27 protein-coding genes are annotated in these 26,736 nt (G+C 65.8%); 15 read left to right on the top strand and 12 right to left on the bottom strand.

Features of this window, described 5'->3' with window-relative positions; genetic code table 11:
• Positions 1-1,776 carry a 2-oxo-4-hydroxy-4-carboxy-5-ureidoimidazoline decarboxylase gene (gene uraD, locus ACFQU0_RS13695; protein WP_382201690.1) on the top strand — a complete coding sequence of 592 codons (1,776 nt, stop codon included), beginning with the start codon at positions 1-3 and terminating at the stop codon, positions 1,774-1,776.
• Positions 1,777-1,790: 14 nt separating this feature from the next.
• The gene (locus ACFQU0_RS13690) at positions 1,791-3,056 is read left to right on the top strand and encodes a M20 family metallopeptidase (protein WP_382201688.1); all 1,266 of its coding nucleotides are present in this window, start codon (positions 1,791-1,793) and stop codon (positions 3,054-3,056) included.
• On the opposite strand, the gene ACFQU0_RS13685 is transcribed toward ACFQU0_RS13690, so the two are convergent.
• Positions 3,049-3,945: a LysR family transcriptional regulator gene (locus tag ACFQU0_RS13685; RefSeq protein WP_382201686.1), complete on the bottom strand. Its 897-nt coding sequence runs from the start codon at positions 3,943-3,945 to the stop codon at positions 3,049-3,051. The genes ACFQU0_RS13690 and ACFQU0_RS13685 overlap by 8 nt on opposite strands.
• Before the next feature lie 113 nt (positions 3,946-4,058).
• Between ACFQU0_RS13685 and ACFQU0_RS13680 the strand changes: the two genes are divergently transcribed.
• Both ACFQU0_RS13680 and ACFQU0_RS13675 read left to right on the top strand, forming a co-directional pair.
• Positions 4,059-5,477 carry a nucleobase:cation symporter-2 family protein gene (locus ACFQU0_RS13680; protein ID WP_382201684.1) on the top strand — a complete coding sequence of 473 codons (1,419 nt, stop codon included), beginning with the start codon at positions 4,059-4,061 and terminating at the stop codon, positions 5,475-5,477.
• A 190-nt stretch (positions 5,478-5,667) separates the two neighbouring features.
• Positions 5,668-7,032, top strand: a complete 1,365-nt coding sequence (locus ACFQU0_RS13675; RefSeq protein WP_382201682.1) for an 8-oxoguanine deaminase — start codon at positions 5,668-5,670, stop codon at positions 7,030-7,032.
• 26 nt (positions 7,033-7,058) lie between these two features.
• Here the strand turns inward: ACFQU0_RS13675 and ACFQU0_RS13670 are convergent, their stop codons facing one another.
• From ACFQU0_RS13670 to ACFQU0_RS13660, 3 genes are all read right to left on the bottom strand, one after another.
• Positions 7,059-7,778 (bottom strand): Crp/Fnr family transcriptional regulator, encoded by a 720-nt coding sequence (locus ACFQU0_RS13670; RefSeq protein ID WP_382201680.1) that lies wholly within the window; start codon positions 7,776-7,778, stop codon positions 7,059-7,061.
• Between the two features lie 59 nt (positions 7,779-7,837).
• Positions 7,838-9,154, bottom strand: coding sequence for an MFS transporter (locus ACFQU0_RS13665; protein ID WP_382201679.1), 1,317 nt, complete (start codon positions 9,152-9,154; stop codon positions 7,838-7,840).
• 120 nt (positions 9,155-9,274) lie between these two features.
• The gene (locus ACFQU0_RS13660) at positions 9,275-9,571 is read right to left on the bottom strand and encodes a hypothetical protein (protein ID WP_382201677.1); all 297 of its coding nucleotides are present in this window, start codon (positions 9,569-9,571) and stop codon (positions 9,275-9,277) included.
• Between the two features lie 232 nt (positions 9,572-9,803).
• Here ACFQU0_RS13660 and ACFQU0_RS13655 point away from each other — a divergent pair, with 232 nt between their 5' ends.
• Positions 9,804-10,454, top strand: coding sequence for a glutathione S-transferase (locus tag ACFQU0_RS13655; RefSeq protein WP_382201675.1), 651 nt, complete (start codon positions 9,804-9,806; stop codon positions 10,452-10,454).
• A 9-nt stretch (positions 10,455-10,463) separates the two neighbouring features.
• On the opposite strand, the gene ACFQU0_RS13650 is transcribed toward ACFQU0_RS13655, so the two are convergent.
• The 6 genes from ACFQU0_RS13650 to ACFQU0_RS13625 form a co-directional block, all read right to left on the bottom strand.
• Positions 10,464-11,201 (bottom strand): lysophospholipid acyltransferase family protein, encoded by a 738-nt coding sequence (locus tag ACFQU0_RS13650; RefSeq protein ID WP_382201673.1) that lies wholly within the window; start codon positions 11,199-11,201, stop codon positions 10,464-10,466.
• Between the two features lie 8 nt (positions 11,202-11,209).
• Positions 11,210-12,532, bottom strand: a complete 1,323-nt coding sequence (locus ACFQU0_RS13645; RefSeq protein WP_382201671.1) for a dihydroorotase — start codon at positions 12,530-12,532, stop codon at positions 11,210-11,212.
• Complete coding sequence (locus ACFQU0_RS13640) at positions 12,529-13,482, bottom strand: aspartate carbamoyltransferase catalytic subunit (RefSeq protein WP_382201670.1); 954 nt, start codon at positions 13,480-13,482, stop codon at positions 12,529-12,531. The genes ACFQU0_RS13645 and ACFQU0_RS13640 overlap by 4 nt, the downstream gene beginning before the upstream one ends.
• Positions 13,479-14,000, bottom strand: coding sequence for a bifunctional pyr operon transcriptional regulator/uracil phosphoribosyltransferase PyrR (gene pyrR / locus ACFQU0_RS13635; RefSeq protein ID WP_382201668.1), 522 nt, complete (start codon positions 13,998-14,000; stop codon positions 13,479-13,481). The genes ACFQU0_RS13640 and pyrR overlap by 4 nt, the downstream gene beginning before the upstream one ends.
• Complete coding sequence (gene ruvX / locus ACFQU0_RS13630; RefSeq protein ID WP_382201666.1) at positions 13,997-14,386, bottom strand: Holliday junction resolvase RuvX; 390 nt, start codon at positions 14,384-14,386, stop codon at positions 13,997-13,999. Before ruvX ends, pyrR begins: the two co-directional genes overlap by 4 nt.
• Before the next feature lie 116 nt (positions 14,387-14,502).
• On the bottom strand, positions 14,503-15,099 hold the full coding sequence (locus ACFQU0_RS13625) for a YqgE/AlgH family protein (RefSeq protein ID WP_382201664.1): 597 nt from the start codon (positions 15,097-15,099) through the stop codon (positions 14,503-14,505).
• A gap of 23 nt (positions 15,100-15,122) precedes the next feature.
• Here ACFQU0_RS13625 and ACFQU0_RS13620 point away from each other — a divergent pair, with 23 nt between their 5' ends.
• Positions 15,123-16,598, top strand: coding sequence for a cryptochrome/photolyase family protein (locus ACFQU0_RS13620; protein WP_382201662.1), 1,476 nt, complete (start codon positions 15,123-15,125; stop codon positions 16,596-16,598).
• Here the strand turns inward: ACFQU0_RS13620 and ACFQU0_RS13615 are convergent, their stop codons facing one another.
• Entirely contained in the window at positions 16,599-17,075 is a 477-nt protein-coding gene (locus ACFQU0_RS13615) for an Lrp/AsnC family transcriptional regulator (RefSeq protein ID WP_382201660.1), read from the bottom strand. It abuts the gene before it with no gap.
• A gap of 122 nt (positions 17,076-17,197) precedes the next feature.
• Between ACFQU0_RS13615 and kynB the strand changes: the two genes are divergently transcribed.
• The 7 genes from kynB to ACFQU0_RS13580 are packed head-to-tail and all read left to right on the top strand — an operon-like array spanning position 17,198 to position 23,174.
• On the top strand, positions 17,198-17,833 hold the full coding sequence (gene kynB, locus ACFQU0_RS13610) for an arylformamidase (protein ID WP_382201658.1): 636 nt from the start codon (positions 17,198-17,200) through the stop codon (positions 17,831-17,833).
• Between the two features lie 33 nt (positions 17,834-17,866).
• A complete protein-coding gene (kynU, locus tag ACFQU0_RS13605; RefSeq protein WP_382201656.1) occupies positions 17,867-19,141 on the top strand; it encodes a kynureninase in 1,275 nt (424 codons plus the stop codon).
• Positions 19,142-19,190: 49 nt separating this feature from the next.
• Positions 19,191-20,384 (top strand): amino acid aminotransferase, encoded by a 1,194-nt coding sequence (locus ACFQU0_RS13600; protein WP_382201772.1) that lies wholly within the window; start codon positions 19,191-19,193, stop codon positions 20,382-20,384.
• A 22-nt stretch (positions 20,385-20,406) separates the two neighbouring features.
• Positions 20,407-21,282: a tryptophan 2,3-dioxygenase gene (kynA, locus tag ACFQU0_RS13595; RefSeq protein WP_382201654.1), complete on the top strand. Its 876-nt coding sequence runs from the start codon at positions 20,407-20,409 to the stop codon at positions 21,280-21,282.
• A gap of 13 nt (positions 21,283-21,295) precedes the next feature.
• The gene (locus ACFQU0_RS13590; RefSeq protein WP_382201653.1) at positions 21,296-22,252 is read left to right on the top strand and encodes a LysR family transcriptional regulator; all 957 of its coding nucleotides are present in this window, start codon (positions 21,296-21,298) and stop codon (positions 22,250-22,252) included.
• Entirely contained in the window at positions 22,249-22,533 is a 285-nt protein-coding gene (locus ACFQU0_RS13585) for a hypothetical protein (protein ID WP_382201651.1), read from the top strand. The genes ACFQU0_RS13590 and ACFQU0_RS13585 overlap by 4 nt, the downstream gene beginning before the upstream one ends.
• On the top strand, positions 22,530-23,174 hold the full coding sequence (locus ACFQU0_RS13580) for a Fic/DOC family protein (protein WP_382201650.1): 645 nt from the start codon (positions 22,530-22,532) through the stop codon (positions 23,172-23,174). The genes ACFQU0_RS13585 and ACFQU0_RS13580 overlap by 4 nt, the downstream gene beginning before the upstream one ends.
• Here the strand turns inward: ACFQU0_RS13580 and ACFQU0_RS13575 are convergent.
• Positions 23,158-23,322, bottom strand: coding sequence for a hypothetical protein (locus tag ACFQU0_RS13575; protein ID WP_382201648.1), 165 nt, complete (start codon positions 23,320-23,322; stop codon positions 23,158-23,160). The two genes, ACFQU0_RS13580 and ACFQU0_RS13575, sit on opposite strands and share 17 nt — an antisense overlap.
• A 363-nt stretch (positions 23,323-23,685) precedes the next feature.
• Here ACFQU0_RS13575 and ACFQU0_RS13570 point away from each other — a divergent pair, with 363 nt between their 5' ends.
• Together ACFQU0_RS13570 and ACFQU0_RS13565 are read left to right on the top strand one after the other, a co-directional pair.
• Positions 23,686-24,981 carry an NAD(P)/FAD-dependent oxidoreductase gene (locus ACFQU0_RS13570; RefSeq protein WP_382201646.1) on the top strand — a complete coding sequence of 432 codons (1,296 nt, stop codon included), beginning with the start codon at positions 23,686-23,688 and terminating at the stop codon, positions 24,979-24,981.
• A 115-nt stretch (positions 24,982-25,096) separates the two neighbouring features.
• Positions 25,097-26,728 (top strand): methyl-accepting chemotaxis protein, encoded by a 1,632-nt coding sequence (locus tag ACFQU0_RS13565; protein ID WP_382201645.1) that lies wholly within the window; start codon positions 25,097-25,099, stop codon positions 26,726-26,728.
• Positions 26,729-26,736 lie beyond the last annotated feature (8 nt).

The following is a 26,736-nucleotide window of genomic DNA, read 5'->3' as shown; positions in this document are numbered from 1 at the left end:
ATGGCTTTGACACTGGAACAACTCAACACCTCGCCACCAAGCGAGTTGCTGGCCGAGCTGGGCGGCTTGTACGAACACTCACCCTGGTTCGTGGAAACGGCGCTGCAAAGCCGCCCCTTTGCGTCGCTCGCGCACTTCAAACACACGCTGGTGCAAGCGGTGGATGGCGCCGGCCGCGAGTCCCAGTTGGCCCTGGTGCGCGCCCACCCGGAGCTGGCCGGCAAAGCCATGGTGGCCAAAACGCTGACCGCCGAATCGACCAACGAACAAGGCAAGGCAGGCCTGACCGCCTGCACGCCCGACGAGTTCGCGCGCATTCAGCAGCTCAACGCCGACTACAACGCACGTTTCGGTTTCCCCTTCATCCTGGCGGTGCGCGGCGCGCGTGGTCTGGGCCTGAACAAGGCACAAATCATCGAGACCTTCGAGCGACGGGTCTACAACCATCCCGACTTCGAACTGGCCGAGGCCTTGCGCAACATCCACCGCATCGCCGAGATCCGCCTGAACGACAAGTTCGGCGTCGAACCCACGTTGGGCAACGACGTGTGGGACTGGCAGGAAAAACTCAGCGTACACAGCGACCCCGGATTTGCCGAAAAAGGCCAGCTCACCGTCACCTACCTGACCGACGCCCACCGCGCTTGCGCCCAGCGCATCAGCCACTGGATGCGGGACTGCGGATTTGACGAGGTCGAAATCGACGCCGTGGGCAACGTGGTGGGCCGCTACCACGGCGCCACACCAGATGCGAAGTACCTGCTCACCGGCAGCCACTACGACACCGTGCGCAACGGCGGCAAGTACGACGGGCGCCTGGGCATCTTCGTGCCCATGGCCTGCGTGCGCGAACTGCACCGTGCCGGCCGCCGCCTGCCTTTCGGCTTTGAGGTGGTGGGTTTTGCCGAAGAAGAAGGCCAGCGCTACAAGGCCACCTTTCTGGGCTCCGGCGCACTGATCGGCGACTTCAAGCCCGAGTGGCTGGACCAGAAGGACGCCGACGGCATCACCATGCGCGAGGCCATGCAACACGCCGGCCTGTGCATCGATGACATCCCCAAGCTGCAGCGCGACCCCGCACGCTACCTGGGCTTCGTCGAAGTGCACATCGAGCAAGGCCCGGTGCTCAACGAACTCAACCTGCCACTGGGCGTGGTCACCTCCATCAACGGCAGCGTGCGCTACGTGTGCGAAGTCATCGGCATGGCCAGTCACGCGGGCACCACGCCCATGGACCGCCGCCGCGACGCGGCCTGCGCCGTGGCCGAGCTGGCGCTGTACATGGAAAAACGTGCCGCCCAAGACGGCGATTCGGTGGCCACCATCGGCCAACTGAACGTGCCCAGCGGTTCCATCAACGTGGTGCCCGGGCGCTGCACCTTCAGCTTGGACCTGCGCGCGCCCACCAACGAACAACGCGATGCCCTCGCGCGCGACGTGCTGGCCGAGCTGACCGCCATCTGCGAGCGCCGCGGCGTGCGCCACACGCTGGAGGAAACCATGCGCGCCGCCGCCGCGCCCAGTGCACCGGCCCTGCAGCAGCGCTGGGAAGCCGCCGTGCGCGCCCAAGGCCTGCCGGTGTTCCACATGCCCAGCGGCGCCGGCCACGACGCCATGAAGCTGCACGAAGTCATGCCCCAGGCCATGCTCTTCGTGCGCGGTGAAAACAGCGGCATCAGCCACAACCCCCTCGAATCCACCACCAGCGACGACATGCAGCTGTGTGTGCAAGCCTTTGCCCACCTGCTCGACAGCCTGGCCGCCAACCCCCTTTGATACCTGACACAAGCATGTCCTCCACCACCAACTACGCCGCCCTCGACCAATGGATCGCCGACCACTTCGATGAAGAAGTGGCCTACTTGCGCGAACTCGTGCGCGTGCCCACCGACACACCGCCCGGCAACAACGCCCCGCACGCCGAACGCGCCGCCGAGTTGTTGGCCGGCATGGGCTATACGGCCGAAAAACACGCCGTGCCTGCATCGGAGGTGCAGGCGGCTGGCTTGCAGACCATCACCAACCTGATCGTGCGCCGCCGCTTTGGCGACGGTGGCAAGACCATCGCGCTCAACGCCCACGGCGACGTGGTGCCGCCCGGCGAAGGCTGGACCCACGACCCCTACGGCGGCGACGTGGTGGACGGCCAGATGTTCGGCCGTGCCACGGCCGTGAGCAAAAGCGACTTCGCCAGCTTCACCTTCGCACTGCGTGCGGTGGAAGCTGTGGCCCAGGCCCAGGGCCTGAAGCTCAAGGGTGGCGTGGAGCTGCACTTCACCTACGACGAGGAATTCGGTGGCGAGGTCGGCCCGGGTTGGCTGCTCAAAAACAAGCTGACCCAACCCGACCTCATGATTGCGGCCGGCTTCAGCTACCAGGTGGTCACCGCCCACAACGGCTGCCTGCAAATGGAGGTGACGGTGCAGGGCGAAATGGCCCATGCCGCCATCCCCGACAGCGGCACCGACGCGCTGCAGGGTGCGGTCCACATCCTGAACGCGCTGCACCGTCTGAACGCCGACTACATGAAGGTGACGTCCTCGGTCGAGGGCATCACCCACCCCTACCTCAACATCGGCCAGATCAGCGGCGGCACCAACACCAACGTGGTGCCCGGCAAGGTGGTGTTCAAGCTCGACCGCCGCATGATCCCCGAGGAGAACCCGGCCGAGGTGGAGGCCGCCCTGCGCCAGACCATCGCCGACGCGGCCGCCAGCTTCAAGCCGCCGCGCGGTGGCAAACAGTTGCAGGTGGACGTGCGCCGCATGCTGCTGGCCAACGCCATGAAGCCCCTGCCCGGCAACCAGCCGCTGGTGGATGCGATCCAGAAACACGGCGGCGAGGTGTTTGGTGAGCCCATCCCCGCCGTGGGCACGCCGCTGTACACCGACGTGCGCCTGTATGTGGAGCGTGGCATCCCCGGCGTGATCTACGGCGCCGGCCCACGCACCGTGCTTGAATCGCACGCCAAACGTGCGGACGAGCGCGTCCAACTGGCGGACCTGCAAGGCGCCACGCGCGTCATCGCCCGCACCCTGCTCGACCTGCTCAGCTGACAGCGGTTTTCAGAAGCTCGTCCCGAAAAGCCGCCACCGCCGGCGAGGGCGAGCCGCCTGGGGCACGCAGCAGCGTCAGGGTGCGCGCCAGCGGCGGCGACCCCACCGCGCGCACCTCCAGACCGTGCCACTGCGCCAGCGGGCGCAAGGCACGCGTCACCACCGCCACACCCAAGCCTTCGCTCGCCAGCCCCATCATGGTCCAGGGCAAGGCGATCTCGTACGCGTAGGCCAGCTGTATGCCACGGGCCGCCAGTTCGTCTTCCAGCAAGCGGCGCACCGGGTTGCCGGGCAAATAACCGATCAAGGCCTCGCGTGCCACCTCGGGCCAGTCCAGCCGGCGCGCCCGGGCCAGCGGGTGCTCGCGGTGCATGGCGAGCACGAACTCATCGGCGTACAAAGGTGTGGCCACCAAGTCGGTTCGCAGCTCGGTGGCGGTGGCAATGCCCAGGTCGGCCGCGCCGCTGCGCACCAGGGCATGCACCTCGTGTTCGGGCACGTCGTGCACGGTCACGCGCACACCTGGGTGGCTGTCGCGAAAACGCCGTATCACCGGCGGCAGCAGCATGGCGCACTGCGCGTTGGGCGCCGCCACCGACACCCGCCCGCGCGAGAAGCGGGCAAAGTCGCGCGCATCGACCAGCCACTGGTCCCAGTCTGCCACCAGCCGGTGAGCGGCCGGCAACAAGGCATTGCCGGCATCGGTGAGGCGGCAACCCCGGGTATGGCGATCAAACAGGCGGGTGCCCAGCAGGGTCTCCAGCTTGCCCAGCGATGCGCTCAACGACGACTGCGACATACCCAAGCGCTCTGCCGCACGGGTGAAGTGGCCACTTTCAGCCAAGGTGATGAAGACCCGCAATTCGGGCAAGGAGGATTTGATCGTCATATTCGATTGAATTATTTGATTGTGCATCTTTCTCGATTGCAGCGCGACACCTATCCTTGCCCATGGGGCCCACCTAAAGGCCATACATCTACACATACCAACGAGGAGACAAAATGAACCACACCACCACCGGCGTGCACCCGGTAGACGAGCGCCTGCCCAACGGGCGCCTGTTCACGCTGGGGCTGCAACACGTTCTGGTCATGTACGCCGGGGCCATTGCCGTGCCCCTGATCGTGGGCCGCGCTCTCAAACTGTCGCCCGAACAGGTGGCCCTGCTGATTTCGGCCGATCTGTTTTGCTGCGGCGTCGTCACGCTGATCCAGTCGCTGGGCATGACGCAGTGGTTCGGCATCCGCATGCCGGTCATGATGGGCGTGACCTTTGCTGCCGTGGGGCCCATGGTCGCCATGGCCAACAGCCTGCCCGGCACCGAGGGGGCGCGCACCATCTTCGGCGCCATCATCGCGGCGGGGGTCATAGGCATCTTCATCGCGCCACTGGTCAGCCGATTGCTGCGGTTTTTTCCGCCGGTGGTCACCGGCACCATCATCGCGGTCATTGGCATCAGCCTCATGCGCGTGGGCATTGGCTGGGCGCTGGGCGGCCCGGCCTTTCTGGCCAAAATCCCCGATCCGGCCAACCCTGGCAAGATGATCGTCAACGCTGGCTACGGCGCGCTGGACAACTTGGCCATCGCCTTCTTCGTGCTCGCCGTGATCCTGGCCATTGCCAAGTTCGGGCGTGGCTTCCTGGCCAACATCTCGGTGTTGCTGGGCATCGTGGCCGGCGGCGTGCTGACCGCCGTGCTGGGCAAGATGCACTTCGACAAGGTGGCCAGCGCCCACTGGTTCGACGTGGTGTTGCCCTTCTCCTTCGGCGCCCCGATTTTTGACCCGGTGCTGATCGTGACCATGGTGCTGGTGATGATCGTGACCTTCATCGAATCGACCGGCATGTTCCTGGCGCTGTCCGACCTGACCGGCCGCAAGATGACCCAACAAAACCTCACCGCCGGCCTGCGCACGGACGGCCTGGGCACGCTGATCGGCGGCATCTTCAACACCTTCCCCTACACCAGCTTCTCGCAGAACGTGGGTCTGGTGGGCGTGACCGGTGTTCGCAGCCGCTTCGTCTGTGTGGCCGGCGGCATCATCCTCATCGTGTTGGGCCTGATCCCCAAAATGGCAGCGCTCATCGAGTCGCTGCCCCAATACGTGCTGGGCGGCGCCGGCCTGGTGATGTTTGGCATGGTGGCGGCCACCGGCATCCGCATCCTGGCGGGCGTGAACTTCAAGGACAACAAGAACAACCTCTACATCGTGGCCGTGTCCATCAGCCTGGGCATGATGCCCCTGGTGGCCCCGGCGTGGATGCAACACATGCCTCACGGCTTGCACCCGCTGCTCGAATCGGGCATCCTGCTGACCACCATCAGTGCCGTGGTGCTGAACATGTTCTTCAACGGTGCCCAGGGCGGTAGCGAAGAGGAAATCCGCCAGGCGGCCATGCAGGCCGAAGGCGGCCACTGAAATGGCCCACCCCTGCGCCGCCTTCGGCGTCACCCCCTCAAGGGGGCGATGCCTGCCGACTGGCAGAGCCAGATCGGCGGCATCCCCGGTAAGGCACGTCGCTGGCATGGTCCATCACTGAAGCATTGAAATAACCAGTTGGGCCGGTCTGCACCCAAGCAGACCGGCCCTTTCTTTTTTGGAGCACACCATGCACACCCTGTTGATCAAAAACGCCCGCCTGCTGGTGACCATGGACGCGCAGCGCCGCGAGATCGAAGACGGCGCCGTCTTCGTGCGTGGCCACGTCATCGAAGCCGTGGGCCCCAGCCATGAACTGCCCAGCAGCGCCGACACCGTGATCGACGCCCGCGACCAGGTGGTCATTCCCGGCCTGGTGAACACGCACCACCACATGTACCAAAGCCTCACCCGCGTGGTGCGCCCGGCGCAGGACTGCGAGTTGTTCGACTGGCTGCGGGTGCTCTACCCCATCTGGGCGCGGCTCACGCCTGAGATGGTGCGTGTCTCGACCCAGACCGCCATGGCCGAGTTGCTGCTCTCGGGCTGCACCACCAGCAGCGACCACCTCTACCTCTTCCCCAACGGCTCGCGCCTGGACGACAGCCTGGCAGCGGCGGCCGAGATCGGCATGCGTTTTCACGCCGCGCGCGGCGCCATGAGCGTGGGCGAAAGCGCTGGCGGCCTGCCACCCGACAGCGTGGTCGAAACCGAAGCCCACATCCTGGCCGACACCCAGCGCGTGATCGAACTCTGGCACGACCCGGCCCGCCACGCCATGCAGCGCGTGGTGGTGGCGCCCTGCTCGCCTTTTTCCGTCAGCCGCGAACTGATGCGCGACGCCGCCGTGCTGGCGCGCGAACACGGCGTCTCGCTGCACACCCACCTGGCCGAAAACGACAAAGACATCGACTACACCCGCGAGAAGTTCAACTGCACCCCGGCCGAATACGCCGAACAACTGGGTTGGGTCGGCCCCGACGTGTGGCACGCCCACTGCGTGAAGCTGGACGAGGCCGGCATCCGCCTGTTCGCGAGCACCGGCACCGGCGTGGCCCACTGCCCCGGCTCCAACATGCGCCTGGCCTCGGGCGCCGCACCCATACGCGCCATGCGCGACGCGGGTGTGCCGGTGGCCATCGCGGTGGACGGTTCGGCCTCCAACGACAGCGGCCACATGCTGGGCGAAGCCCGCCTGGCCCTGCTGCTGCAGCGCGTGGCGCACGGCCCCATCAAGGGGCCCTCAGCACTGACCGCACGCGAGGTGCTGGAGCTGGCCACCCTGGGCGGCGCCCGCGTGCTGGGGCGCGACGACATCGGCGCCCTGGCCCCCGGCATGGCCGCCGACATCGTCACCATCCCGCTCGATGAGATCGGCCTGGCCGGTGCCCACCACGACCCGCTGGCCGCCCTCTTCTTCTGCCATGTGCCCCGGGTGCAACACAACATCGTGCACGGCCGCGTGGTGGTGCGCGATGGCCGGTTACAGACGGTGGACCTGCCGGTGCTGCTGGAGCGGCACAACCGCCTGGCGCGTGAGCTGGTGCAAGGCTGAGGCCCCGGCCTCAACCGCTCAGCTGCTCAGCCTGGCTGTGCCACGCTGACAGCGGCACGCCCCACACGCTGGGCCAGTCGCTCCACGTCGTGCACCAGCAGGCTGCGGCCGGCCACCGAAACGATGTCGTCGTCCACCAGCTCTTTCAAACAACGGGACAACGTCTCTGGTGTCAGGTTGAGGTGCGCCGCCACCACGTTCTTGCCAAAACCCAACTCGATGCGGGCAGAGTTGCCGCCGTCTGGTGGCAACTGCCGCAAGAGGAAGTAGACCAGGCGCTGCAGCGGCGGGTGCATGGAGTAGGACCCGATGTCCTCCACGATGCCCTTCACCCGCATCGACAGGCTTTGCAGCATGGCCATGGCAAAGCCGCTGTCGCGCTCAATGACCGCCACGATGGCCTCGCGCGGGAGGTACAGGAGCAGTGAGTCCTCAAGCGCTTGTACGTTCATGAAATAGCGGTCACCCGTGAGCATGGTGATGTCGCCAAAACAGCCCCCCTGGCCGATGAGCTGGATGGGGCGCTCGGCACCCTGCGAGGACAGCAGGTACATCTTGATGCGGCCATACACCACCACGTGGAAGCCCTCGCAGGCATCGCCCTCGCGGAACAGCAGCTGCCGCCGCCGCACCGACACGCGGCGCACGCGGGCGGCCAAGGCGTCGAGGTCCTCGTCGCTGGCGCGGCTGAACAGCGGCACCACACGCAACATCCCCACCACCGCTTCACGCGCCAACATCAACATCTGGATCTCCCCCCTCGTTTTGAGCCAGATGCTAACCCGCCCCACACCTCACCGGCCACTCACGCCCTCGCCTGAGCAGACCGCGAGTGGTTGACCAAGCCAATGGCGATCGCCGCGATGGCGCCTGGAATGCCGATGGCGAGGAAGTTCTGTGTCAGCGGCAAGGACATACCAACCAGCACACCGATCAGGATGGGCGCCAGAATCGCCCCCAGCCGGCCCACCCCCAACATGGTGCCCACGCCGGTGGCGCGGATCGCCATGGGGTAGAACTGCCCGGCGTAAGCGGCCGTCACGATCTGGGTGCCGATGGTGGACGCGCCCGCCAAAGCCACGACCAGGAACAACAGCGCCTCGGGCAGGGGCTGACCCAACAGGCTGACGGATACGCCCGCCAACAGGTACATGCCCACCAGCACGCGCTGAATGTTGAAACGATCGGCCAACCAGCCGCCACCCACGGCACCCACGATGGCGCCCAGGTTGAGCACCAGCACAAAGGTCAGCGCCGAGCCCAGGCTGTAGCCCGCGCTGGCCATGAGCTTGGTGAGCCATGAGCTGAGCGCGTACACCATGAACAGGCACAGGAAGCAGGACAACCAGAACATCAGCGTGCTGCGCCCGCGTCCGCCGTCAAACAGGGCGCCAAACGATGCCGACTGACCCGACGCAGACGCCGGCGAAACGAAGTGCTCGTCAGGGCGTGGTGCACGCTCGGGCCGCAGGCGCGCCACGATGTCGCGCAGGCGGTCTTGTTGGCCACGGCGCAGCAGGAAGGCCATGGATTCGGGCATCTGAACCCAGAACATGGGAATCAGCAACAGCGGCAAGCCTGCCGCCCAGAACACCGATTGCCACCCGTATTGCACCAGCAGCGTCTTGCCCAGCAGCGCCGCCAACACACCGCCCAGCGAGTAGCCGCTGAACATCATGGCCACCAGCAAGGCGCGCAGGCGCAGCGGCGCGTATTCGGTCATTTGCGCAATCACGTTGGGCATGACGCCGCCAATGCCCAGTCCAGCGATGAAGCGGTAGACACTGAATTCGATGGGGTCGTCGGCCCAGCCGGCGGCGGCCGTGAACACGCTGAACACAGCGATACAGATGGCGATGACCAGCTTGCGCCCAAAGCGGTCGGCCAGGGCGCCAAACATCACGTTGCCAAACATCATGCCGAACAGGGCCGAGCTGACCATGAAGCCGGCCTGGGTGGCGTCGATGCCGAAGTCCGCCATCATGGATGGCAAGGCCACGCCCACCACCGCGAGGTCGTAGCCGTCAAAAACAATGATGAGCGCACACCAGATCAGGATGCGGAGGTGAAAGCGGTTGAAACGTGCGTTGTCGGCAACGGCACAGACGTCGGTGGTCTGCATGGTGAAGGTGTCCCCTGAGTTTTTTTCAAAAACGGCCGTGGTGCCAGTGGGCACCACGGCCGGCCGCGCCCCAGGGTCTGCGCCCAGGTGCGCGGCATCGGCTTCTTTTTTAGTGAAGGCTCACAGTTCCAGCCACAACGCGTCTTCGCCCTTGGCAAACACGCCATCGGGGGCGGTGGGGATCTTGCCGGTCAGGGTGTCGGCGATCACGCGGCGCTTGGTGCTTTCGAACTCGTTCAGGTCCTTCATGCGCGAGATCATGATCACCTCGCCCACCGGGCCACCAGCGCGCACCTTGACTTCCGGCTCCACGCCGTAGTGCTGCTTGATCGCGGCAGCGCGGGCTTTGAAGTAGGCCAGCGCCTCGGCTTGTTTGCCACCATTGGGGGTACCAGTGCGGGTGTAGACAACGGTCATTTTGAAATCCTCCTCAGATTGATTGATTTACAAGTTTGCAGCCACGTTGTGACAGCCCCTGCAGAGTAGGGGCGAGGGGGGGTCTGCATCCTTGATTGCAATCAAGTTTTCCGAGCCCACCCCCGTCGGGAGGGGGTGAAATCGGGTAAGTCCCTATGCCTCGGGCTGACGCCAAAATGACCGCGGCATCAGACACGATTTTTCATAATGGAAGCCCCAACAGGAGACACCCATGCTGACACTCTGCGGCTTCTCGGCCAGCAACTACTACAACAAGGTCAAACTCGCCCTGCTCGAAAAAAACCTGGGCTTCCAGGAGGAGCAGGTGTGGGTGGGCCAGTGCGACCTGGCCGCCACGCCCCTGGGCAAGGTGCCCTACCTCAAGACCGAACACGGCACGTTGTGCGAGTCGCAGGTCATCCTGGACTACATCGAAGCGGCCCACCCGCAGCCCGCCCTGGTGCCGACCGACCCCTTTGGCGCGGCCAAGGTGCGCGAACTCATCACCTTCCTGGAACTGCACCTGGAGCTGGTGGCGCGCAACCTGTACGGCGAGGCGTTCTTCGGCGGCAAGGTCAGTGACAGCACCAAAGAGAAGGTGGGGCAGCAGCTGGAAAAAAACATCGCCGCGTTTGCCAAGCTGGCCAAGTTCGCGCCCTGTGTGGGGGGCGACCGCTTCACCCTGGCCGATTGCGCCGCCATCGTGCACCTGCCGCTGGTCAGCGGGGCCACCAAAATCATCTACGGCCGGGACTTCCTGGCCGAACTGCCGGTGCGCGACTACCTGAAAAAAATGGGCGAGCGCCCACACGTGCAACGTGTCAACGCCGACCGAAAAACCAGCACCGAGCTGATGCTGGCGCGCGCCAAGGCCAAGGGTTGAAGCCGCTGCTCAGTTCAGCATGGCGCCAATGTCGCGCCGCAGCACCTGCGCCCAGGTGCGGCGGTCCATGCCACCGGCGCGTTGCGGCGGGCCGTAGCGCAGCTCGGCACGCACGTTGCCCGCTTTGAGCGTGCGCCAGATGGAGGCGATCAGCGTGGTGTCGCCGATGTAGGTGGGCGCGTCGCTGGGCTGCCCGCTGTCACGTTCGACAAAACACAGCGCCACCGGCAACACGGGCACGTTCACCGCGATGGCGGCTTGCAGCAAGTTGCCGTGAAAGGGCAAGAGTTCGCGGCCGTCGCCCGTCGTGCCTTCGGGGAAGACGCTGAGCATGTCCCCTGCGCGCAAGGCATCGGCCATCTGGTGCACCACGCGCATGGCGTCGCGCCGGCTTTCGCGCTCGATGTAGAGCGTGCCCGCCCCCGTGATCAAGGCGCCCAGCACCGGCCAGCCACGCACATCGGCTTTGGAGACAAAACGGGTCGGCTGGGCGGCGTTGAGCACCAGGATGTCCAACCACGAAATGTGGTTGCACACCACCAGCAGGGGGCCCTGAGCGGGCGGCTCGCCGAGCACATGCAGGTCCACCTGCAGGATGGCCAGCATTTGCCGCGACCACAAGCGCACACGTTCGGTGCGATCGGCCGGGCTCAGTTGCGGGAACACCCGGTGGATGGTCCACAAACCGCCCAACACGTGCCCCAGGCCCCGCACAAAGGCGCTGATGGCGCGGAGCGTGGCAGGCAAGCCCGCCATCACGCGTGGGCCGCGCTGCGATCGAAGGCCAGTTGCCCGCCCACCAGCGTGGCCCGCACACGGGCCGGCAGCTCGTGGCCACCAAAGGGCGTGTGTTTGCCCTGGCTGCGCAAGGTGTCCGCGCCCACCACCCAGTGCTCGCCGGGTTGGAACACACACAGGTCGGCCACACCGCCCACGGCAATGCGGCCCACGCTGGCTTGCAGGGTGCCCAGGCTGTTGCCCAGCACAGCGGCCGGCCGGTGCGTCAGCGTGCCCAGCGCCTGCGTCAGCGGAATGTTGTCCTGGTCGGCCCACTTCAGCGCCAGGCCCAGCAACAACTCGATGGCGGTGGCACCGGCCTCCGCTTCGGCAAACGGCAGCACCTTGGCGTCGGCATCCACCGGGTTGTGGTCGGACACCAGGGCGTCGATGCACCCATCGGCCAGGCCGGCACGCAGGGCAGCGCGGTCACGCTGCTGGCGCACCGGCGGCGTGACACGGGCGCGGCTGTCGAAGTAGCCGATGTCCACGTCGCTCAGGTGCAGGTTGTGCACGCTCACGTCGCAGGTGACGGGCAGGCCCTCGGCCTTGGCCTGGCGCACCAGCTCCAGCCCGGCGGCACTGCTGAGGCGGCACAGGTGCAGACGCGCGCCGCTGCCGGCCTTGTGCACACCACGCAGCAATTCAAACACGGTGTGCAAAGCGATCACCTCGGCGGCCACCGGCACCCCCGCCAAACCCATGCGGGTGGCCAGCGGGCCACTGGCGGCCACGCCCTTGCCCAGCCAGAAATCTTGCGGACGCAACCACACGGTGTAGCCAAAGGTGGCGGCGTACTGCAAGGCGCGCTGCAGCACCTGGGTGTTGACGATGGACACCTCGGCCTGACCAAACCCGACACAGCCGGACTCGGTCAGCTCGACCATCTCGGTCAACACCTCACCTTTGAGGCCACGCGTGAGTGCGCCCAGCGGGAAGACCCGCGCCAGGTGCAGCTTTTCGGCGCGGAACTTGAGCATGTCCACCAGGCCAGGCTCGTCCAGCACCGGGTCGGTGTCAGGCGGGCACACCAACGAGGTGACGCCCCCCGCCACGGCTGCGGCCATCTCGGATTCGAGCATGCCTTCGTGCTCCAACCCCGGCTCCTTCAAGCGCGCGCACAGGTCCACCAGACCCGGGGCCACGACGCAGCCGCTGGCGTCCAGCGTGCGGTTGGCATGGAAATCGGCCGGCACCTGGCCCACCGAGAGGATGCGGCCAGCGGCAATCGCGATGTCCGCGCGTTCGTCGCGGCCGGTGGCGGGGTCGATGACGCGACCGTTCTGGATCAAGATTTTCATGCTTCGTTACCTGCAACGATGGACATCACCGCCATGCGCACCGCGATGCCGAAAGTGACCTGTGGCAACACCACGCTCTGTTTGCCGTCCACCACCGAGGAGGCGATCTCCACACCGCGGTTGACAGGCCCCGGGTGCATGACGATGGCGTCGGGCTTGGCCCAGGCGAGGCGCTCTGGGGTAAGGCCAAAGCTCTTGGCGTATTCCTGACTGGAGGGGAGCAGCGCGCCGCTCATGCGCTCGTTCTGCAGGCGCAGGGTGATGACCACGTCGGCACCCTTGATGCCCTCTTCCAGCGTGTGGCACACGCGCACGCCCATCTGCGACAAATCGCTGGGCACCAAGGTGCGCGGCCCCACCACACGCACCTCGGGGCAGCCCAGGGTGGTGAGCGCGTGGATGTCGGAGCGCGCCACGCGCGAGTGCAGCACGTCGCCCACGATGGCCACGGTGAGATTGCTGAAATCGCCCTTGAAGTGGCGGATGGTGTACATGTCCAGCAGGCCCTGGGTGGGGTGGGCATGTCGGCCGTCACCCGCGTTCACCACGTGCACGTGGGGGGCCACGTGTTGGGCGATCAGGTAGGGTGCGCCGGATTCGCTGTGGCGCACCACAAAAATGTCGGCCGCCATGGCGGACAGGTTGGCGATGGTGTCGAGCAGCGACTCGCCCTTGGAGGCCGAGCTGCGCGCGATGTCCAGCGTGTAGACGTCGGCCGAGAGGCGGGTGGCGGCGATGTCGAAGGTGGTGCGGGTGCGGGTGCTGTTCTCAAAGAACAGGTTGAACACGCTTTTGCCACGCAGCAAGGGCACCTTCTTCACTTCGCGGTCGCTCACGCTGACGAAATTGCCGGCGGTGTCGAGGATGTGGGTGAGGATGTCCTTGGACAGCCCTTCGGTGGACAGCAGGTGAATCAGCTCGCCGTTTTTGTTCAGTTGCGGGTTTTTCATGCGCGTTGCTCCACCACAAAACTCAGACGGCCGTCATCGCCTTGTTCAAGTTCGAGCGACTGGCTGGCGGGCAGGCTCAGGCGCGCGGCGGCCACGTCGGCGCTCACGGGCAGCTCGCGGCCACCCCGATCCACCAGCACGGCCAGGCGCACGCTGGCGGGCCGGCCGTAGTCGAACAGCTCGTTGAGCACGGCGCGCAGGGTGCGGCCGGTGTAGAGCACGTCGTCCAGCAGCAGCACATGGGCGTGGTTGACGTCAAAAGGCAGTTGCGTCTGCGCGCTCGCGGCCAGGCCGCGCTGGGCAAAATCGTCGCGATGCATGGACGAGGAGATCACCCCGCTGGCGCCGGGCAGGCCCAGGTCGCGCTGCAGGCGCGCGGCCAGCCAGGCGCCGCCACGGGTGACGCCGGCCAGGCGGGTGTCGGGCTGGGCCGCCACCAGCGGTCGCACGCCACGCAGCAGCTCCGCGTAAAGCGCCTCGGCGTCGAGCGCGAGGCTGGGGCTGGTGATTCGGGTCAAGGCAAACTCCTCAAATGCTGTTCCAGGATGATGCAGGCCGAGGCGGCGTCGGCGTCTTTGGCACCTGCCGCCAGGGCTTCGGTGGTGCTGTAGCGCTCGTCCACTTCGTGCACGGGCAGGCCAAAACGGCCGCGCAACTGGCGCGCGAACTTGCGCGCGCGTTCGGTGTTTTCATGGGGGGCCCCATCGGGGTGAAAAGGCACACCCACCACCAAGGCGTCGGGCTGCCATTCCTTGATGCGGGCGGCGATGAGCGGAAAACGCGCATCGCCTTCGGCCACGATGGTGGCTTGCGGCGACGCACTGCGGGTCAGCACATTGCCCGTGGCCACGCCCGTGCGCTTGGTGCCGTAGTCGAACGCCAGAAAGGTTTGCGCATCAGCCATGGGCACCACCTCGCGCGAGGTCGCTCAACCGGGGATGCCGCCGATCCGGCTCTGCCGGTCGGCTGGCATCGCCCCCTCGGGGGGTGACGCCAAAGGCGGCGCAGGGGGGGCCAAGTTCAAGCATGGCCGGCGTCGGGCGACAACATCCACGGCTCCAGGCCCAGCAGCTTCATGGCCTTGGCGTAACGGTCTTCCACCGGCGTGTCGAAGATGACGGCAGGGTCGGCCTCCACCGTGAGCCAGCTGTTTTCGGTGATTTCGGATTCGAGTTGGCCCTGTCCCCAGGACGCGTAACCCAGCGACACAAACACCTTGTGCGGACCGGCGCCGACCGACATGGCTTCGAGCACGTCCTTGGAGGTGGTCATCTCCAGCCCGCCCGGAATACTCAGGGTGGAGGCGTAGATGGATTCCTTGGGGTCGGCGCCGCTGGACAAGGCCTCGTGCAGCACAAAGCCGCGTTCGGTCTGCACGGGGCCGCCCTGGAACACGGGGGTGTCCATCAGGTCGTCGCGGTGCAACTCAAGCTCGACCTTCTGGAACAACTCACTCAGCAGGATGTCGCTGGGTTTGTTGATCACCAGGCCCAGGGCGCCCCGCTCGCTGTGCTCGCACATGAACACCACGCTGCGGCCAAAAACCTCGTCACTCAGGCCGGGCATGGCAATCAGGAAGTGGTTGGTGAGGTTGATGGGGGCAGAATCCGATGACATGCACCGATTTTAAGAGCCCGCACATGAAGAAATACGATAGGGGTCTGGTCTGGTTCCGGCGCGACCTGCGGGTGAGCGACCAGGCCGCCCTCTACCACGCCCTGAAAAGCTGCAAACAGGTGTGGTGCGCTTTTGTGTTCGACAGCGACATCCTGGACGCTCTGCCCCGCTGCGACCGCCGGGTGGAGTTCATCCACGCCTCGCTGTTGGACCTGGACGGCGAGTTGCGTGCCCTCGGGCAGGCCCACGGCCAGGTGCCCACCGGCCTGATCGTGCGCCATGCCAGCGCCCAAAAGGCCATCCCAAAACTGGCCGAGGAACTGCGGGTGCAGGCGGTGTTTTGCAACCACGACGACGAGCCCCAGGCGCTGGCGCGGGACGCGCAGGTGCGGGGCGCGCTGGCGCATGCGGGCGTCATGCTGCACGACTTCAAGGACCACACGGTGTTTGAGCGCAGCGAGGTGCTGACGCAATCGGGCACCGCGTTTTCGGTGTTCACGCCCTACAAGAATGCCTGGCTGAAAAAGATCGAGCCGTTTTTCCTGCACAGCTACCCGGTGGAAAAATACGCCGCCGCCCTGGCGCCCTGCCCGGCCAGCCACCCGCCGGGTGTCCCCACGCTGGCCGAGATCGGCTTTGAGACCACCAACCTGCGGGCGCTCAAAATCGCCACCGGCAGCCACGGGGCACGCGGCCTGTTCGAGGACTTCCTGGACCGCATCGACCGCTACCACCAAACGCGCGACTTCCCGGCGGTCAAGGGCCCCAGCTACCTCAGCGTGCACCTGCGGTTTGGCACCCTGTCCATCCGCCAGCTGGCGCGCGTGGCCTACCAGATGCACCTGGCCGGGCAACAAGGCGCCAGCACCTGGCTGGGCGAGTTGATCTGGCGCGACTTCTACATGCAGATCCTGCACCACCACCCCCACGCGGTGGCCAGCGCCTTCAAGCCCGAGTACGACGCCATCAAGTGGGAACACGGCAAACACGCCCAGGCGCTGTTCCAGGCCTGGTGCGAAGGGCGCACCGGCTACCCGCTGGTGGACGCCGCCATGGCCCAGATCAACCAGACCGGCTACATGCACAACCGCCTGCGCATGGTGGTGGCCAGCTTCTTGGTGAAAGACCTTGGCATCGACTGGCGCTGGGGCGAGCGCTACTTTGCCGAAAAACTGATCGACTTCGATCTCGCCGCCAACAATGGCGGCTGGCAGTGGGCCGCCTCCACGGGCTGCGACGCCCAGCCTTATTTCCGCATCTTCAACCCAGTGAGCCAGAGCCAGAAGTTCGACCCCGAAGGCAAATTCATCCGCCGCTACCTGCCGCAATTGGCCAAGCTGCCCAACGCGGCCATTCACGTGCCCTGGCTGGCCAAACCCATCGACTTGCAGACCGCCTACTTTGTGCTGGAACGCGACTACCAGGCGCCCATCGTGGACCACGCAGAAGCCCGCGAGCGCACGCTGGCGCGCTATGCGGTGGTGAAGAAGGCGGCGTGATCAGGCGGCAGGGATGGGCAGGTTGTTCATCTGGCCTTTGAAGTCCTGCAACGAAAAATGGGTGTGTACCCGCCGCACCCCCGGCATGCGGTGCAGTCGCTTTTGCAACAGGTCGGAGTAGTGGTCCAGATCGCGGGCCACCACCACCAGCATGAAGTCCTCAGGGCCGGAAATGGCGTGGAACATCACCACCTCGGGGATGGCTTTGACGGCAGTCTCAAACGCATGCGACGACATCTCGTTCTGATGGTCTATGCTGACCAGCACAAAGGCCAGCACGCCATAACCCAACGCCCGGCGGCTCAGCGCAGCGTGGTAACCGGTGACGATGCCGGCGTCTTCCATGCGTTTGACACGCCGCCACGCCGGTGATTGCGACAAATGGGCCGTCTGCGCCAACTCGCCGGACGTCAGCCTCGCGTTCGCCTGCAAGGCTTGAAGCAGCACCAGATCGGTTTTGTCGAGGTCGGTTTGCATAACTTTTTCCCCTCACCCATCATTGAGAATAAATTATTCTATTATCAAAAACGTCTTGGATAATTCAAGATGAAAAAATACAATACACCACATAGATCAAATCCATTTGACCGGACTCACGCATGAACCAGCGCTCACTGTGGGACATCTCACCACCCGTGCACTCGGCAAGCCCGGTGTTTCCGGGTGACACCCGCTACAGCCAACGCTGGTGCGCCACCATCACACCCGACTGTCCGGTGAACGTGAGCGCCATCACCTTGTCGCCCCATGTGGGCGCCCACGCCGATGCCCCACTGCATTACGACGCCACCGGCGCCGCGATTGGCGAGATACCGCTCACGCCTTTTCTGGGCACCTGCCGCGTCATCCACGCCATCAGCTGCGGCCCGCTCATCGAGTGGCGGCACATTGAACACGCGGTGGCCGGGTTGCCCGAACGTGTGCTGGTGCGCACCTATGAGCGCATGCCCCAACACGCGTGGGACGGCGCTCTCAGCGCCTACGCGCCCGACACCGTGAGGCGCCTGGCCGACCTGGGCGTCAAACTCATCGGCATCGACACCGCCAGCATCGACCCGGCCGACAGCAAGACCCTGGACAGCCACCAGGTGATACGCCAGCGCGACATGCGGGTGCTGGAGAACCTGGTGCTCGACGACGTGCCCGAGGGCGACTACGAGCTGATTGCCTTGCCGCTCAAACTCACCCAGGCCGACGCCAGCCCCGTGCGTGCGGTGCTGCGCGCCTTGCGCTGAGCAAAAAAACACATCCGCCGGAGACAACGCGCCATGCACACCTTACAAGACTGCCAAGGCCTGGACGCCCAGGACCCTCTGCGCGCCCTGCGCGACCTGTTCACCCTGCCCGATGGCGTGATCTACCTCGACGGCAATTCGCTGGGCGCCATGCCCGCCGCCGCGCCCGCGCGAATCGCCCAGGCCACCACGGCCGAATGGGGCCAGCAACTGATACGCGCGTGGAACACCGCCGGCTGGTTCGACATGCCCCAACGCATCGGCAACAAGATCGCCCGCCTGGTGGGCGCCGGCGCGGGCGAGCTGGTGGCCACCGACGGCACCTCGGTCAACCTGTTCAAGGTGCTCAGTGCGGCGCTGACCATCGCCCACGAAACGTCGCCCGAGCGCCGCGTGGTGCTCAGCGAGCGCAGCAACTTCCCCACCGACCTCTACATCGCCGAGGCGCTGTGCAAGGAACGTGGCTACACCCTGCGCCTGATCGAGCCCGAGGAATTGGTCACCGCGCTCGACCAGCAAGTGGCCGTGCTGATGTTGACGCAAGTGAACTACCGCACCGGCGCCATGCACCCGATGTCGCAGGTCAACGCCATTGCGCACGCGGCGGGGGCACTCACCGTGTGGGACCTGGCGCACAGTGCCGGCGCCGTGCCCGTGGCACTCAAGGCGGATGGCGCCGACTTCGCCATCGGCTGCGGCTACAAGTACCTCAACGGCGGCCCCGGTGCACCCGCTTTTGTGTGGGTGCACCCACGCCACGCCGAACGGTTCTGGCAACCCCTGGCCGGCTGGTGGGGGCACGCCACCCCCTTCGATTTCACGCCCGACTACCGCCCCGCGCCCGGCACACAGCGTTACCTGTGTGGCACCCAACCCATCTTGAGCATGGTGGGGCTGGAGGTGGGTGTGGACACCCTGCTGGCGGCCGAGCCCCTGGGCGGCATGGCCGCGCTGCGCAGCAAGTCGCTGGCGCTCACCGATTTGTTCATCGAACTGGTGGAGGCCCGCTGCGGCGGTCACGGTCTGTCCGTCGTCACGCCGCGCGACCACGCCCGGCGCGGCTCGCAGGTCTCGCTGTCGCGACAGGACGGCGCCTACGCCATCGTCCAGGCCCTGATCGCGCGCGGCGTCATCGGCGACTACCGAAAAGGCAGCGGCCCTCGCCACCCCGACATCCTGCGCTTCGGCTTCACCCCGCTGTACGTCGGTTTCGAAGACGTCTGGAACGCCGTCGAACACCTGCGGCAGGTGCTGCTCAGCGGCGAATGGCAGCGCCCCGAATTCAACCAGGCACACGCTGTGACCTGACACTTTTCCACCAACCTCACTGAAAGAGACCATGAGCACCTCTCCCTCGCTGTTTGCCCACGTGCCCGCCTACGGTGGCGATCCCATCCTGTCCCTGATGGAAACCTTCCAGAAGGACCCGCGCCCCAACAAGGTGAGCCTGTCCATCGGCATCTACTTCGACGAAGAAGGCCGCCTGCCGGTGCTCGAATCGGTGCGCCGCGCCGAAGCCGGTGGCATGGAAAAAATTGGCCCGCGCCCCTACCTGCCCATCGAAGGCGCTGCCGCCTACCGTGATGCGGTGCAAAAGCTGGTCTTTGGTGCCGAACACGAGGCCGTCAAGAGCGGGCGCATCGCCACGCTGCAAAGTCTGGGCGGCTCGGGCGCGCTCAAGGTCGGTGCGGACTTCCTCAAGTTCTACTTCGGCCAATCCGAAGTGTGGGTCAGCGACCCCACCTGGGAGAACCACATTGCGCTGTTTGAAGGCGCGGGCCTGAAGGTGCACACCTACCCCTACTACAACAACGCCACCGGCCAACTGCGCTTCGACGACATGCTGGCGGCCTTCAAGGCCCTGCCCGCACGCAGCATCGTGCTCTTGCACGCCAGCTGCCACAACCCCACCGGCGTGGACCTGAGCCAAGAACAGTGGCAACAGCTGATCCCCGTGATCGCCCAGCAAGGCCTGATCCCCTTCATCGACATGGCCTACCAGGGTTTTGGCGATGGGCTGGACGAAGACGCCTACGCCATCCGCGCCCTGGCCAGCGCTGGGGTGCAGTTCTTTGTCGCCAACTCCTTCTCCAAAAACTTCTCGCTCTACGGCGAACGTTGCGGTGGTCTGCACGTGGTCTGCACCGATGCCGCCGCTGCCGACACCGTGTTGGGCCAGCTCAAGGCCACGGTGCGTCGCAACTACTCCAGCCCGCCCACACACGGCGAGGTGGTCATCACCCAGGTGCTCACCAACCCCGAGCTGTACGCCTTGTGGCAAAAGGAATTGGCCGAGATGCGCGACCGCATCAAGGCCATGCGCGAAGGCCTGCACAAGGTGCTGACGGCCCGCTTCGGCACCGAACGCAACTTCGACTACTTCCTGACCCAACGCGGCATGTTCAGCTACACCGGCCTGAGCGAAGCCCAGGTCAACCGCCTGCGCGACGAGTTCGCCGTCTACCTGGTGCGTTCGGGCCGCATGTGCATGTCGGGCCTCTCCACCAAAAACGTGGACTACGTGGCCAACGCGGTCGCGCAAGTGCTGTAAGCGGCGCACAGGAGCCTCTCCCATGTGCCCCCACGCCCAAAGCGGAGCCGAGGCCAAGCCCTCGGCCCCCGAATCCATCGTCCATGAAGAAAAGGCGCAGCTGGATTTCAGCCGCTCCATGAGCTATGGCGACTACCTGCAGCTCGACCAGGTGCTGAGCGCACAAAAGCCGCTGTCGCCCGCACACGATGAGTTGCTGTTCATTGTGCAGCACCAGACCAGCGAACTGTGGATGAAGCTGATGCTGCACGAGCTGCGCGGCGCCATCCGCCACATCGCGGCCGACGAGCTGGCACCGGCCTTCAAGATGCTGGCGCGTGTGAGCAAGATCATGGAACAGCTGGTTCACGCGTGGGACGTGCTGGCCACCATGACGCCGCCCGAGTACACCGCCATGCGGCCCTACCTGGGCGCCTCCAGCGGCTTCCAGAGCTACCAGTACCGCTGCATCGAGTATTCGATGGGCAACAAGAACCCGGCCATGCTCAAACCCCACGAGCACCGGCCTGACCTGCTGGCCCAGGTGCGCGCCAGCTTCGATGCGCCCTCGCTCTATGACGAGGCCCTGCGCCTGATGGCGCGCCGCGGCATCGCCGTGCCGGCCGAGTACCTTGAACGCGACTGGACCCAGCCCTACGTGGCCAGCCCGGCGGTCGAGGCCGCCTGGCTGGAGGTCTACCGCAACCCGCAGCAGCACTGGGACCTGTACCAGCTGGGCGAGGAGCTGACCGACCTGGAGGACGCTTTCCGCCTTTGGCGCTTCCGCCACGTCACCACCGTGGAGCGCGTGATCGGCTTCAAGCGCGGCACCGGCGGCACCGGCGGTGTGAGCTACCTGCGCAAGATGCTCGACGTCGTGCTGTTCCCCGAAATCTGGACGCTGCGCACCGCGCTGTGACAGAAAGCCCGGCGTGAACCCGCGCCAGCTGCGCTACTTCGTGGCCATCGCCAAGGCCGGCAGCATCAGCCAGGCCGCCTTGGCGCTGCACATCGCCCAGCCCTCGCTGAGCCAACACATGGCCACCATCGAAGCCGAAATGGGCGTGCCGCTGCTCAAGCGCCATGCGCGTGGCGTCACCCTCACGCCGGCCGGCCAGCGCCTGTTCGACCGCGCCAGCGCCATCCTGCGCCAGCTCGACCACCTGCCCGACGAGGTGGCCGCCGCACAAGGCCTGCCTCGCGGCGAAGTGCGCCTGGCCATGGACGGCTCCATCGCGGCGGTCCTGGTCGCGCCGCTGTACCGCGCGATGGAGGCACGCTACCCCGACGTGCGGGTCTTTGTCACCACCGGCCTGTCGCACCAGATGCGCCAACTGGTGGAAAGCCGCAGCGTGGACCTGGCCCTCATGCCCAACGCCTTCGAGTTGCCCAGCCTGCTCAGCGACCCGGTGTACGAGGAACATTTCTGCCTGTTCGGTGCACGTGGCAGCTGGCCCTCGCGCCAGCGGCGCATCCGCTTCGACGACATCGGTGACCGGCCCCTGGTGGCCGCCGACCGCCAGCACGACCAGCGCAAACTGATCGAACGCGTGGCCAACGCACGCCGGCGCAGCCTCAACGTGCGCTACGAAATCAACGATGCCGAGCTGACCCGCGCCCTGGTGCGCGGCGGCCTGGCCCAGGCCCTGCTGCCCGTCAACGCCTTCGCCGCCACCGACGGCGCACCCAGCGTGCTGGCGCTGGACATCGTGGAACCCGCGTTGACCCGCATCCAGTCCCTGGCCTGGCCCGCAGGCACCCCGCTCACACCCGCCGCCGACGCCACCCGCCAGTGCCTGCAAGAGACTGTGGCCGCGCTGATGGCGGAGGGCGTGCTTCAAGGTCGGCTGCCCCGCTCCGCCAACCAGGCGGAAGAACCCGTGGATTGAAGCCGCAGATCACATTTGTGGCCGTGGCCCAGCGGGCTCTTGCTGCCTGTCACAGCTTCGGCACGGAACACGATCCCTTGCTGCTCCACCTGCGTGCCCGCCCACGAGCGCAAAAAACAAGCGTAAAACACACGCCATTTGCGCCGATACTTGCACCCAAAAATCAGCGGCGCATTGCCTCCCCACGCCTCATGGCCATCAAGAAATCCGATCTGTATTCCTCCCTCTGGGCCAGCTGCGACGAACTGCGCGGCGGCATGGAGCGGGGCCACACGCGATGACCAACCGCTATCAATCCACCGGGGCCGAAGCCGAGTTCGAGCCGGGATCGAACGGGCAGGTGCTGCGCAATCTGGTGGGAATCACGTCCATCGAAGACATGAACGAGTTGGAGCTGGAGCTGCTGGGCGAGGTTTATCGGGAGGTGCTGCTGCAGGCGTTGCCTGACCGCGCCCTGACGGTGACAGACCTGAAGCATTGGCACCGCATGTGGCTGGGCAACGTGTATGCCTGGGCTGGCCAGGAGCGTTCTGTCAACCTGGGCAAGGGTGGCTTCCAGTTCGCCACAGCCAGTTTGCTGCCGGGCTTGCTGGGCAAGTTCGAACAAAAGCACTTGGCGCGATGGACCCCTTGCAGCAGATGGCATGTCGACGAGCTGGTTCAGGCCATCGCCATCACCCACGTGGAGTTGATCGTGATCCACCCGTTTCGTGAGGGCAATGGGCGTCTGTCACGTCTGTTGGCCGATGTCATGGCCGTTCAGGCAGGCCGAGAGCCACTGGACTACAGCAGCTGGGAGCAACACAAACCGGCCTACATTGGCGCCATTCACGCGGGATTTTCAGGGGACTACGGCCCGATGTCTCGGTTTGTGGCCGAGGCCATGACCACGGGCGACACCAGCGTCAACGGGCCAGTTTGATGTGCGCGAACCGCCCCCTGGGTTGCTGCAACTTTTGCTCCAGCTCCACAACGCTGCGGCCAGTTTCTACGGCGGTGGAACTGGCCACGGCCCGCAGCACGGCTTTGAGGCTGGGCGTCTTGCGTTGGGGTTCGGAGGTTTTGAGCATGGGGCGAAATTGCTGACTGAGCCTGAGAATTTTATCGAAATTCCATGCGTGTGTTGTCATCGGGAAAGAGGCATGACCGAGGCCTGGATTCAGCGCATCCTGGCCCATGGCGACGACATCCATCACCGGCTCAAGCGCGATGCCGCCAACGGCCTGCGCGATTGGAACACTTGACGGTGCACCCGCCCTCTTGGGGGTAGGCATTGGCCACAGTGGCGCGAGGCACGCGCTGAACTCAACGCATTGCCGCTGGCGGGTTGAGTCCAACATTTGGCACCATCCGACCACACCAAATGGACCCACCCGACAGAACCAATTACGTCACCATCCAGGCCTTGTCTGCACCTCCCCAGAAAGGCCCCCATGTTTCGCAGCAGCACCGAACACGTTGACAGCTACTACGCCGCCACTTCGCGCGAGCAACAAACGCCCCGCCCCGCCCTGAGTGAAAGCCGCCGGGTGGATGTGTGTGTGGTGGGCGCCGGCTTTTTTGGCCTGTACTGCGCGCTGGAGCTGGCGCGGGCGGGCAAGTCGGTGCTGGTGCTGGAGGCCAGCCGCGTGGGCTGGGGCGCGTCGGGGCGCAACGGCGGGCAGATGATCATCGGCTTTCCGTGTGGCATGCAGCGCCTCAAGGGTGTCATGGGCCATGAGAAGGCGAAAAACATGTTCGACGAATCGCTCAAGGCGGTGGCGTCCATGCGACAACTCATGCGCGACGAGCAGATCGCATGCGATCTGGTGGAAGGCCACCTGGAGGTGGCGGTGCTGCCGCGCCGGGTGGCCGACCTGACCGGCTGGATCGAAGAGTGCGAAACCGAATGGGGTTATCACAAGCTGCAATTTGTGGACAAGGCCACGCTGCCCAAGTACCTCAACTCCGAGCGCTTCCAGGCCGGCATCGTGGACCCCGAGGGCGCGCACATCCACCCATTGAAGTACGTGCTGGGCCTGGCCCGGGCGGCCGAAAAGGCCGGCGCCACCATCCACGAACAAACCCGTGTCGAGCGCTACACCGAGGACGCGCAAGGCATCACCGTGCAGGTGGCAGGCGGCATGCAGGTGCGATGCGATCAGATCGTGTTGGCGGCCAACGCCTACCTCGACCAGGTGGACCCACGGGTGTCGGCGCGCACCTTGCCGGTGGGCACCTTCATCGGCGTGACCGAGGTGCTGGGTGAATCGGTGTGCCGCAGCCTCATCCCCGGCAACCACGCGGTGTACGACAACCAGTTCATCCTCGAATACTTCCGCATGACGGCCGACCACCGCCTGCTGTTCGGCGGCAAATGCACCTACATGGGCGGCACGCCTGCCAACCTGCCGCAGGCGATGAAGGTCAACATCCTGCGCACCTTCCCGCAGCTCAAAGATGCGCGCATGGACTTTGCCTGGGGCGGCCACATCGACATCACGATGCGCCGCATGCCCGATTGGGGTCGACGCGGCGAGCGGGTGTTCTGGGCCCAGGGGTTTTGTGGCCACGGCCTGGTGCCCACCCGCGTGGCCGCCACGCTGGTGACCGAAGCCATGGCCGGGCAGCCCGAGCGGCTCGACTGGTTCGCCGGCATCGTCAACCCGCCCTTCCCCGGCGGTGAGCGTTTGGGTGGCCTGATGCAGGCGGTGGGCATGGGTTGGTACAGGCTGCGCGACTTTGTGTAGACCTGGGGATCGGCATACCCCCCGGCAGTAGAAGCCCTCTTGCGCCAGGTCAAGGCGGTTGATTTGATGTTTTGACACAATCAGCGCGCCTATCCCGGCCCAGGAGACACGCTTCATGAGCACACACAACACACCAGCCGCCGGACTGGCCGAGCAGTACCAGCGGGGCGACCGGCTGATGCTGGTTGCCTTGCTCATCTACAGCCTCACCGCAGTGGGCATCGTTATCGCCTTCGACCGACCGGGCATGGGCCTGATGGGCGGTGTGATGTGGGCCCTTGGCCTGGCATTGCCGGGCCTGCTCGGCTACCTGATGGCGCCTGGCAGCCTGGCCACACGCCTGCTGATGGCGTTTTCACTGACCGCCCTGGTCGCCTTGCAGATACAGGCCAGCGCTGGCCTGCGCGAAACACACTTTGGTGTGTTCGTGACGCTGGCGCTGGTGATGGTCTACCTGGACTGGCGACCGGTGTTGTTGTCGGCCGTGCTGTTTGCGCTGCACCACGTGGGCTTCGACCGCCTGCAAGCCGCCGGCTGGGGCCTGTACTGCCTGAGCGAGCCCGACTTTGGCCTCATCGTGGCCCATGCTGCCTATGTGGTGATTCAGACCACCTTCGAGTTGTTTTTTGTGGTGAGGCTGGGCAACAGCGTGCGCGGCAACGCCGAAGTGGCCTCGCTGGCCCAGCGCATGCAGGACCCCACCCACATCGTGCTCGACGTGGCCAACCTGGAGGTCAACGCCCCGCTGGCACGCGAGCTCAAGGCCGTGTTGGGCCGCACCGCTTCGGCAGTGCAAACCGTGCGCGAAGCGGTGCAGAACATTCAGACCGCCAGCAGCGAAATCGCCAGCGGCAACCAAGACCTGAGCCAGCGCACCGAACAAACCGCAAGCAGCCTGCAGCAGACCGCCAGCAGCATGGAGCAACTGACCGCCACCGTGCGCCAAAGCGCCGACGCCGCCCGCCAGGCCAACCAGTTGGCCGGCAGCGCGGCCGAAGTGGCGCAACGTGGCGGCAGCGTGGTGCAGCAGGTGGTGGGCACCATGGACGCCATCTCGGACAGCAGCAAGAAGATCGCGGACATCATCGGTGTCATCGACGGCATCGCTTTCCAGACCAACATCCTGGCGCTCAACGCTGCGGTGGAAGCGGCCCGCGCCGGCGAGCAGGGGCGGGGGTTTGCGGTGGTGGCCGGCGAAGTGCGCAACCTGGCGCAGCGCAGCGCACAGGCGGCCAAGGAAATCAAGGAACTGATCAACGCCAGCGTGGACCGGGTGCAGGGCGGCAGCGAGCTGGTGCAGCAAGCCGGCGCGACCATGCAGGAGATCGTGCAAAGCGTGCAGCGGGTCAGCGACATCATCGGCGAGATCAGCAGCGCGGCCACGGAACAGAGCGAGGGCATCGCCCAGGTCAACACCGCCGTGAATCAGCTCGATGAGATGACCCAGCAAAACGCCGCCTTGGTGGAGCAGAGTGCCGCTGCGGCCACCAGCCTGCGCGACCAGGCCGACCGCATGGCGCAAGCGGTGGCGGTGTTCCGCACCGGTGCCGTGGACCATGCCCCCGTTGCCCCTGCCAACACCCCACGCAAGCCGCCTGTGCCCCAAGTCGGGCCCGCCACGACGAAGCCCGCACCCACGCGAAAAGCCCCACTGCCCCAGCCACGCGCCGCGGCCCCGCGGGCATCGCTGGCGCGTCCCGGAAAACCGTCGCCTGCCAACGACGGCGGGGAATGGGAAAGTTTCTGAAGCGCAGC

The sequence above is a fragment of the Hydrogenophaga defluvii genome (assembly GCF_042665235.1).
GTDB lineage: Bacteria > Pseudomonadota > Gammaproteobacteria > Burkholderiales > Burkholderiaceae_C > Hydrogenophaga > Hydrogenophaga defluvii_A.
The sequence above is the reverse complement of the archived record's forward strand: the minus strand, read 5'-3'. Positions and strand labels throughout refer to the sequence as shown.

Excerpts from the sequence above, each read along its gene's own strand:
- ACFQU0_RS13680 (WP_382201684.1), top strand. The coding sequence starts at position 4,059 with ATGAACCACACCACCACCGGCGTGCACCCGGTAGACGAGCGCCTGCCC.
- ACFQU0_RS13580 (WP_382201650.1), top strand. The coding sequence starts at position 22,530 with ATGACCAACCGCTATCAATCCACCGGGGCCGAAGCCGAGTTCGAGCCG.
- ACFQU0_RS13665 (WP_382201679.1), bottom strand. The coding sequence starts at position 9,154 with ATGCAGACCACCGACGTCTGTGCCGTTGCCGACAACGCACGTTTCAAC.
- kynU (WP_382201656.1), top strand. The coding sequence starts at position 17,867 with ATGCACACCTTACAAGACTGCCAAGGCCTGGACGCCCAGGACCCTCTG.
- kynA (WP_382201654.1), top strand. The coding sequence starts at position 20,407 with ATGTGCCCCCACGCCCAAAGCGGAGCCGAGGCCAAGCCCTCGGCCCCC.
- ACFQU0_RS13655 (WP_382201675.1), top strand. The coding sequence starts at position 9,804 with ATGCTGACACTCTGCGGCTTCTCGGCCAGCAACTACTACAACAAGGTC.
- uraD (WP_382201690.1), top strand. The coding sequence starts at position 1 with ATGGCTTTGACACTGGAACAACTCAACACCTCGCCACCAAGCGAGTTG.
- ACFQU0_RS13660 (WP_382201677.1), bottom strand. The coding sequence starts at position 9,571 with ATGACCGTTGTCTACACCCGCACTGGTACCCCCAATGGTGGCAAACAA.
- ACFQU0_RS13565 (WP_382201645.1), top strand. The coding sequence starts at position 25,097 with ATGAGCACACACAACACACCAGCCGCCGGACTGGCCGAGCAGTACCAG.
- ruvX (WP_382201666.1), bottom strand. The coding sequence starts at position 14,386 with ATGGCTGATGCGCAAACCTTTCTGGCGTTCGACTACGGCACCAAGCGC.
- ACFQU0_RS13575 (WP_382201648.1), bottom strand. The coding sequence starts at position 23,322 with ATGCTCAAAACCTCCGAACCCCAACGCAAGACGCCCAGCCTCAAAGCC.
- kynB (WP_382201658.1), top strand. The coding sequence starts at position 17,198 with ATGAACCAGCGCTCACTGTGGGACATCTCACCACCCGTGCACTCGGCA.
- ACFQU0_RS13690 (WP_382201688.1), top strand. The coding sequence starts at position 1,791 with ATGTCCTCCACCACCAACTACGCCGCCCTCGACCAATGGATCGCCGAC.
- ACFQU0_RS13620 (WP_382201662.1), top strand. The coding sequence starts at position 15,123 with ATGAAGAAATACGATAGGGGTCTGGTCTGGTTCCGGCGCGACCTGCGG.
- ACFQU0_RS13675 (WP_382201682.1), top strand. The coding sequence starts at position 5,668 with ATGCACACCCTGTTGATCAAAAACGCCCGCCTGCTGGTGACCATGGAC.
- ACFQU0_RS13625 (WP_382201664.1), bottom strand. The coding sequence starts at position 15,099 with ATGTCATCGGATTCTGCCCCCATCAACCTCACCAACCACTTCCTGATT.
- ACFQU0_RS13640 (WP_382201670.1), bottom strand. The coding sequence starts at position 13,482 with ATGAAAAACCCGCAACTGAACAAAAACGGCGAGCTGATTCACCTGCTG.
- ACFQU0_RS13570 (WP_382201646.1), top strand. The coding sequence starts at position 23,686 with ATGTTTCGCAGCAGCACCGAACACGTTGACAGCTACTACGCCGCCACT.
- ACFQU0_RS13615 (WP_382201660.1), bottom strand. The coding sequence starts at position 17,075 with ATGCAAACCGACCTCGACAAAACCGATCTGGTGCTGCTTCAAGCCTTG.
- ACFQU0_RS13670 (WP_382201680.1), bottom strand. The coding sequence starts at position 7,778 with ATGTTGATGTTGGCGCGTGAAGCGGTGGTGGGGATGTTGCGTGTGGTG.
- ACFQU0_RS13645 (WP_382201671.1), bottom strand. The coding sequence starts at position 12,532 with ATGAAAATCTTGATCCAGAACGGTCGCGTCATCGACCCCGCCACCGGC.
- ACFQU0_RS13685 (WP_382201686.1), bottom strand. The coding sequence starts at position 3,945 with ATGACGATCAAATCCTCCTTGCCCGAATTGCGGGTCTTCATCACCTTG.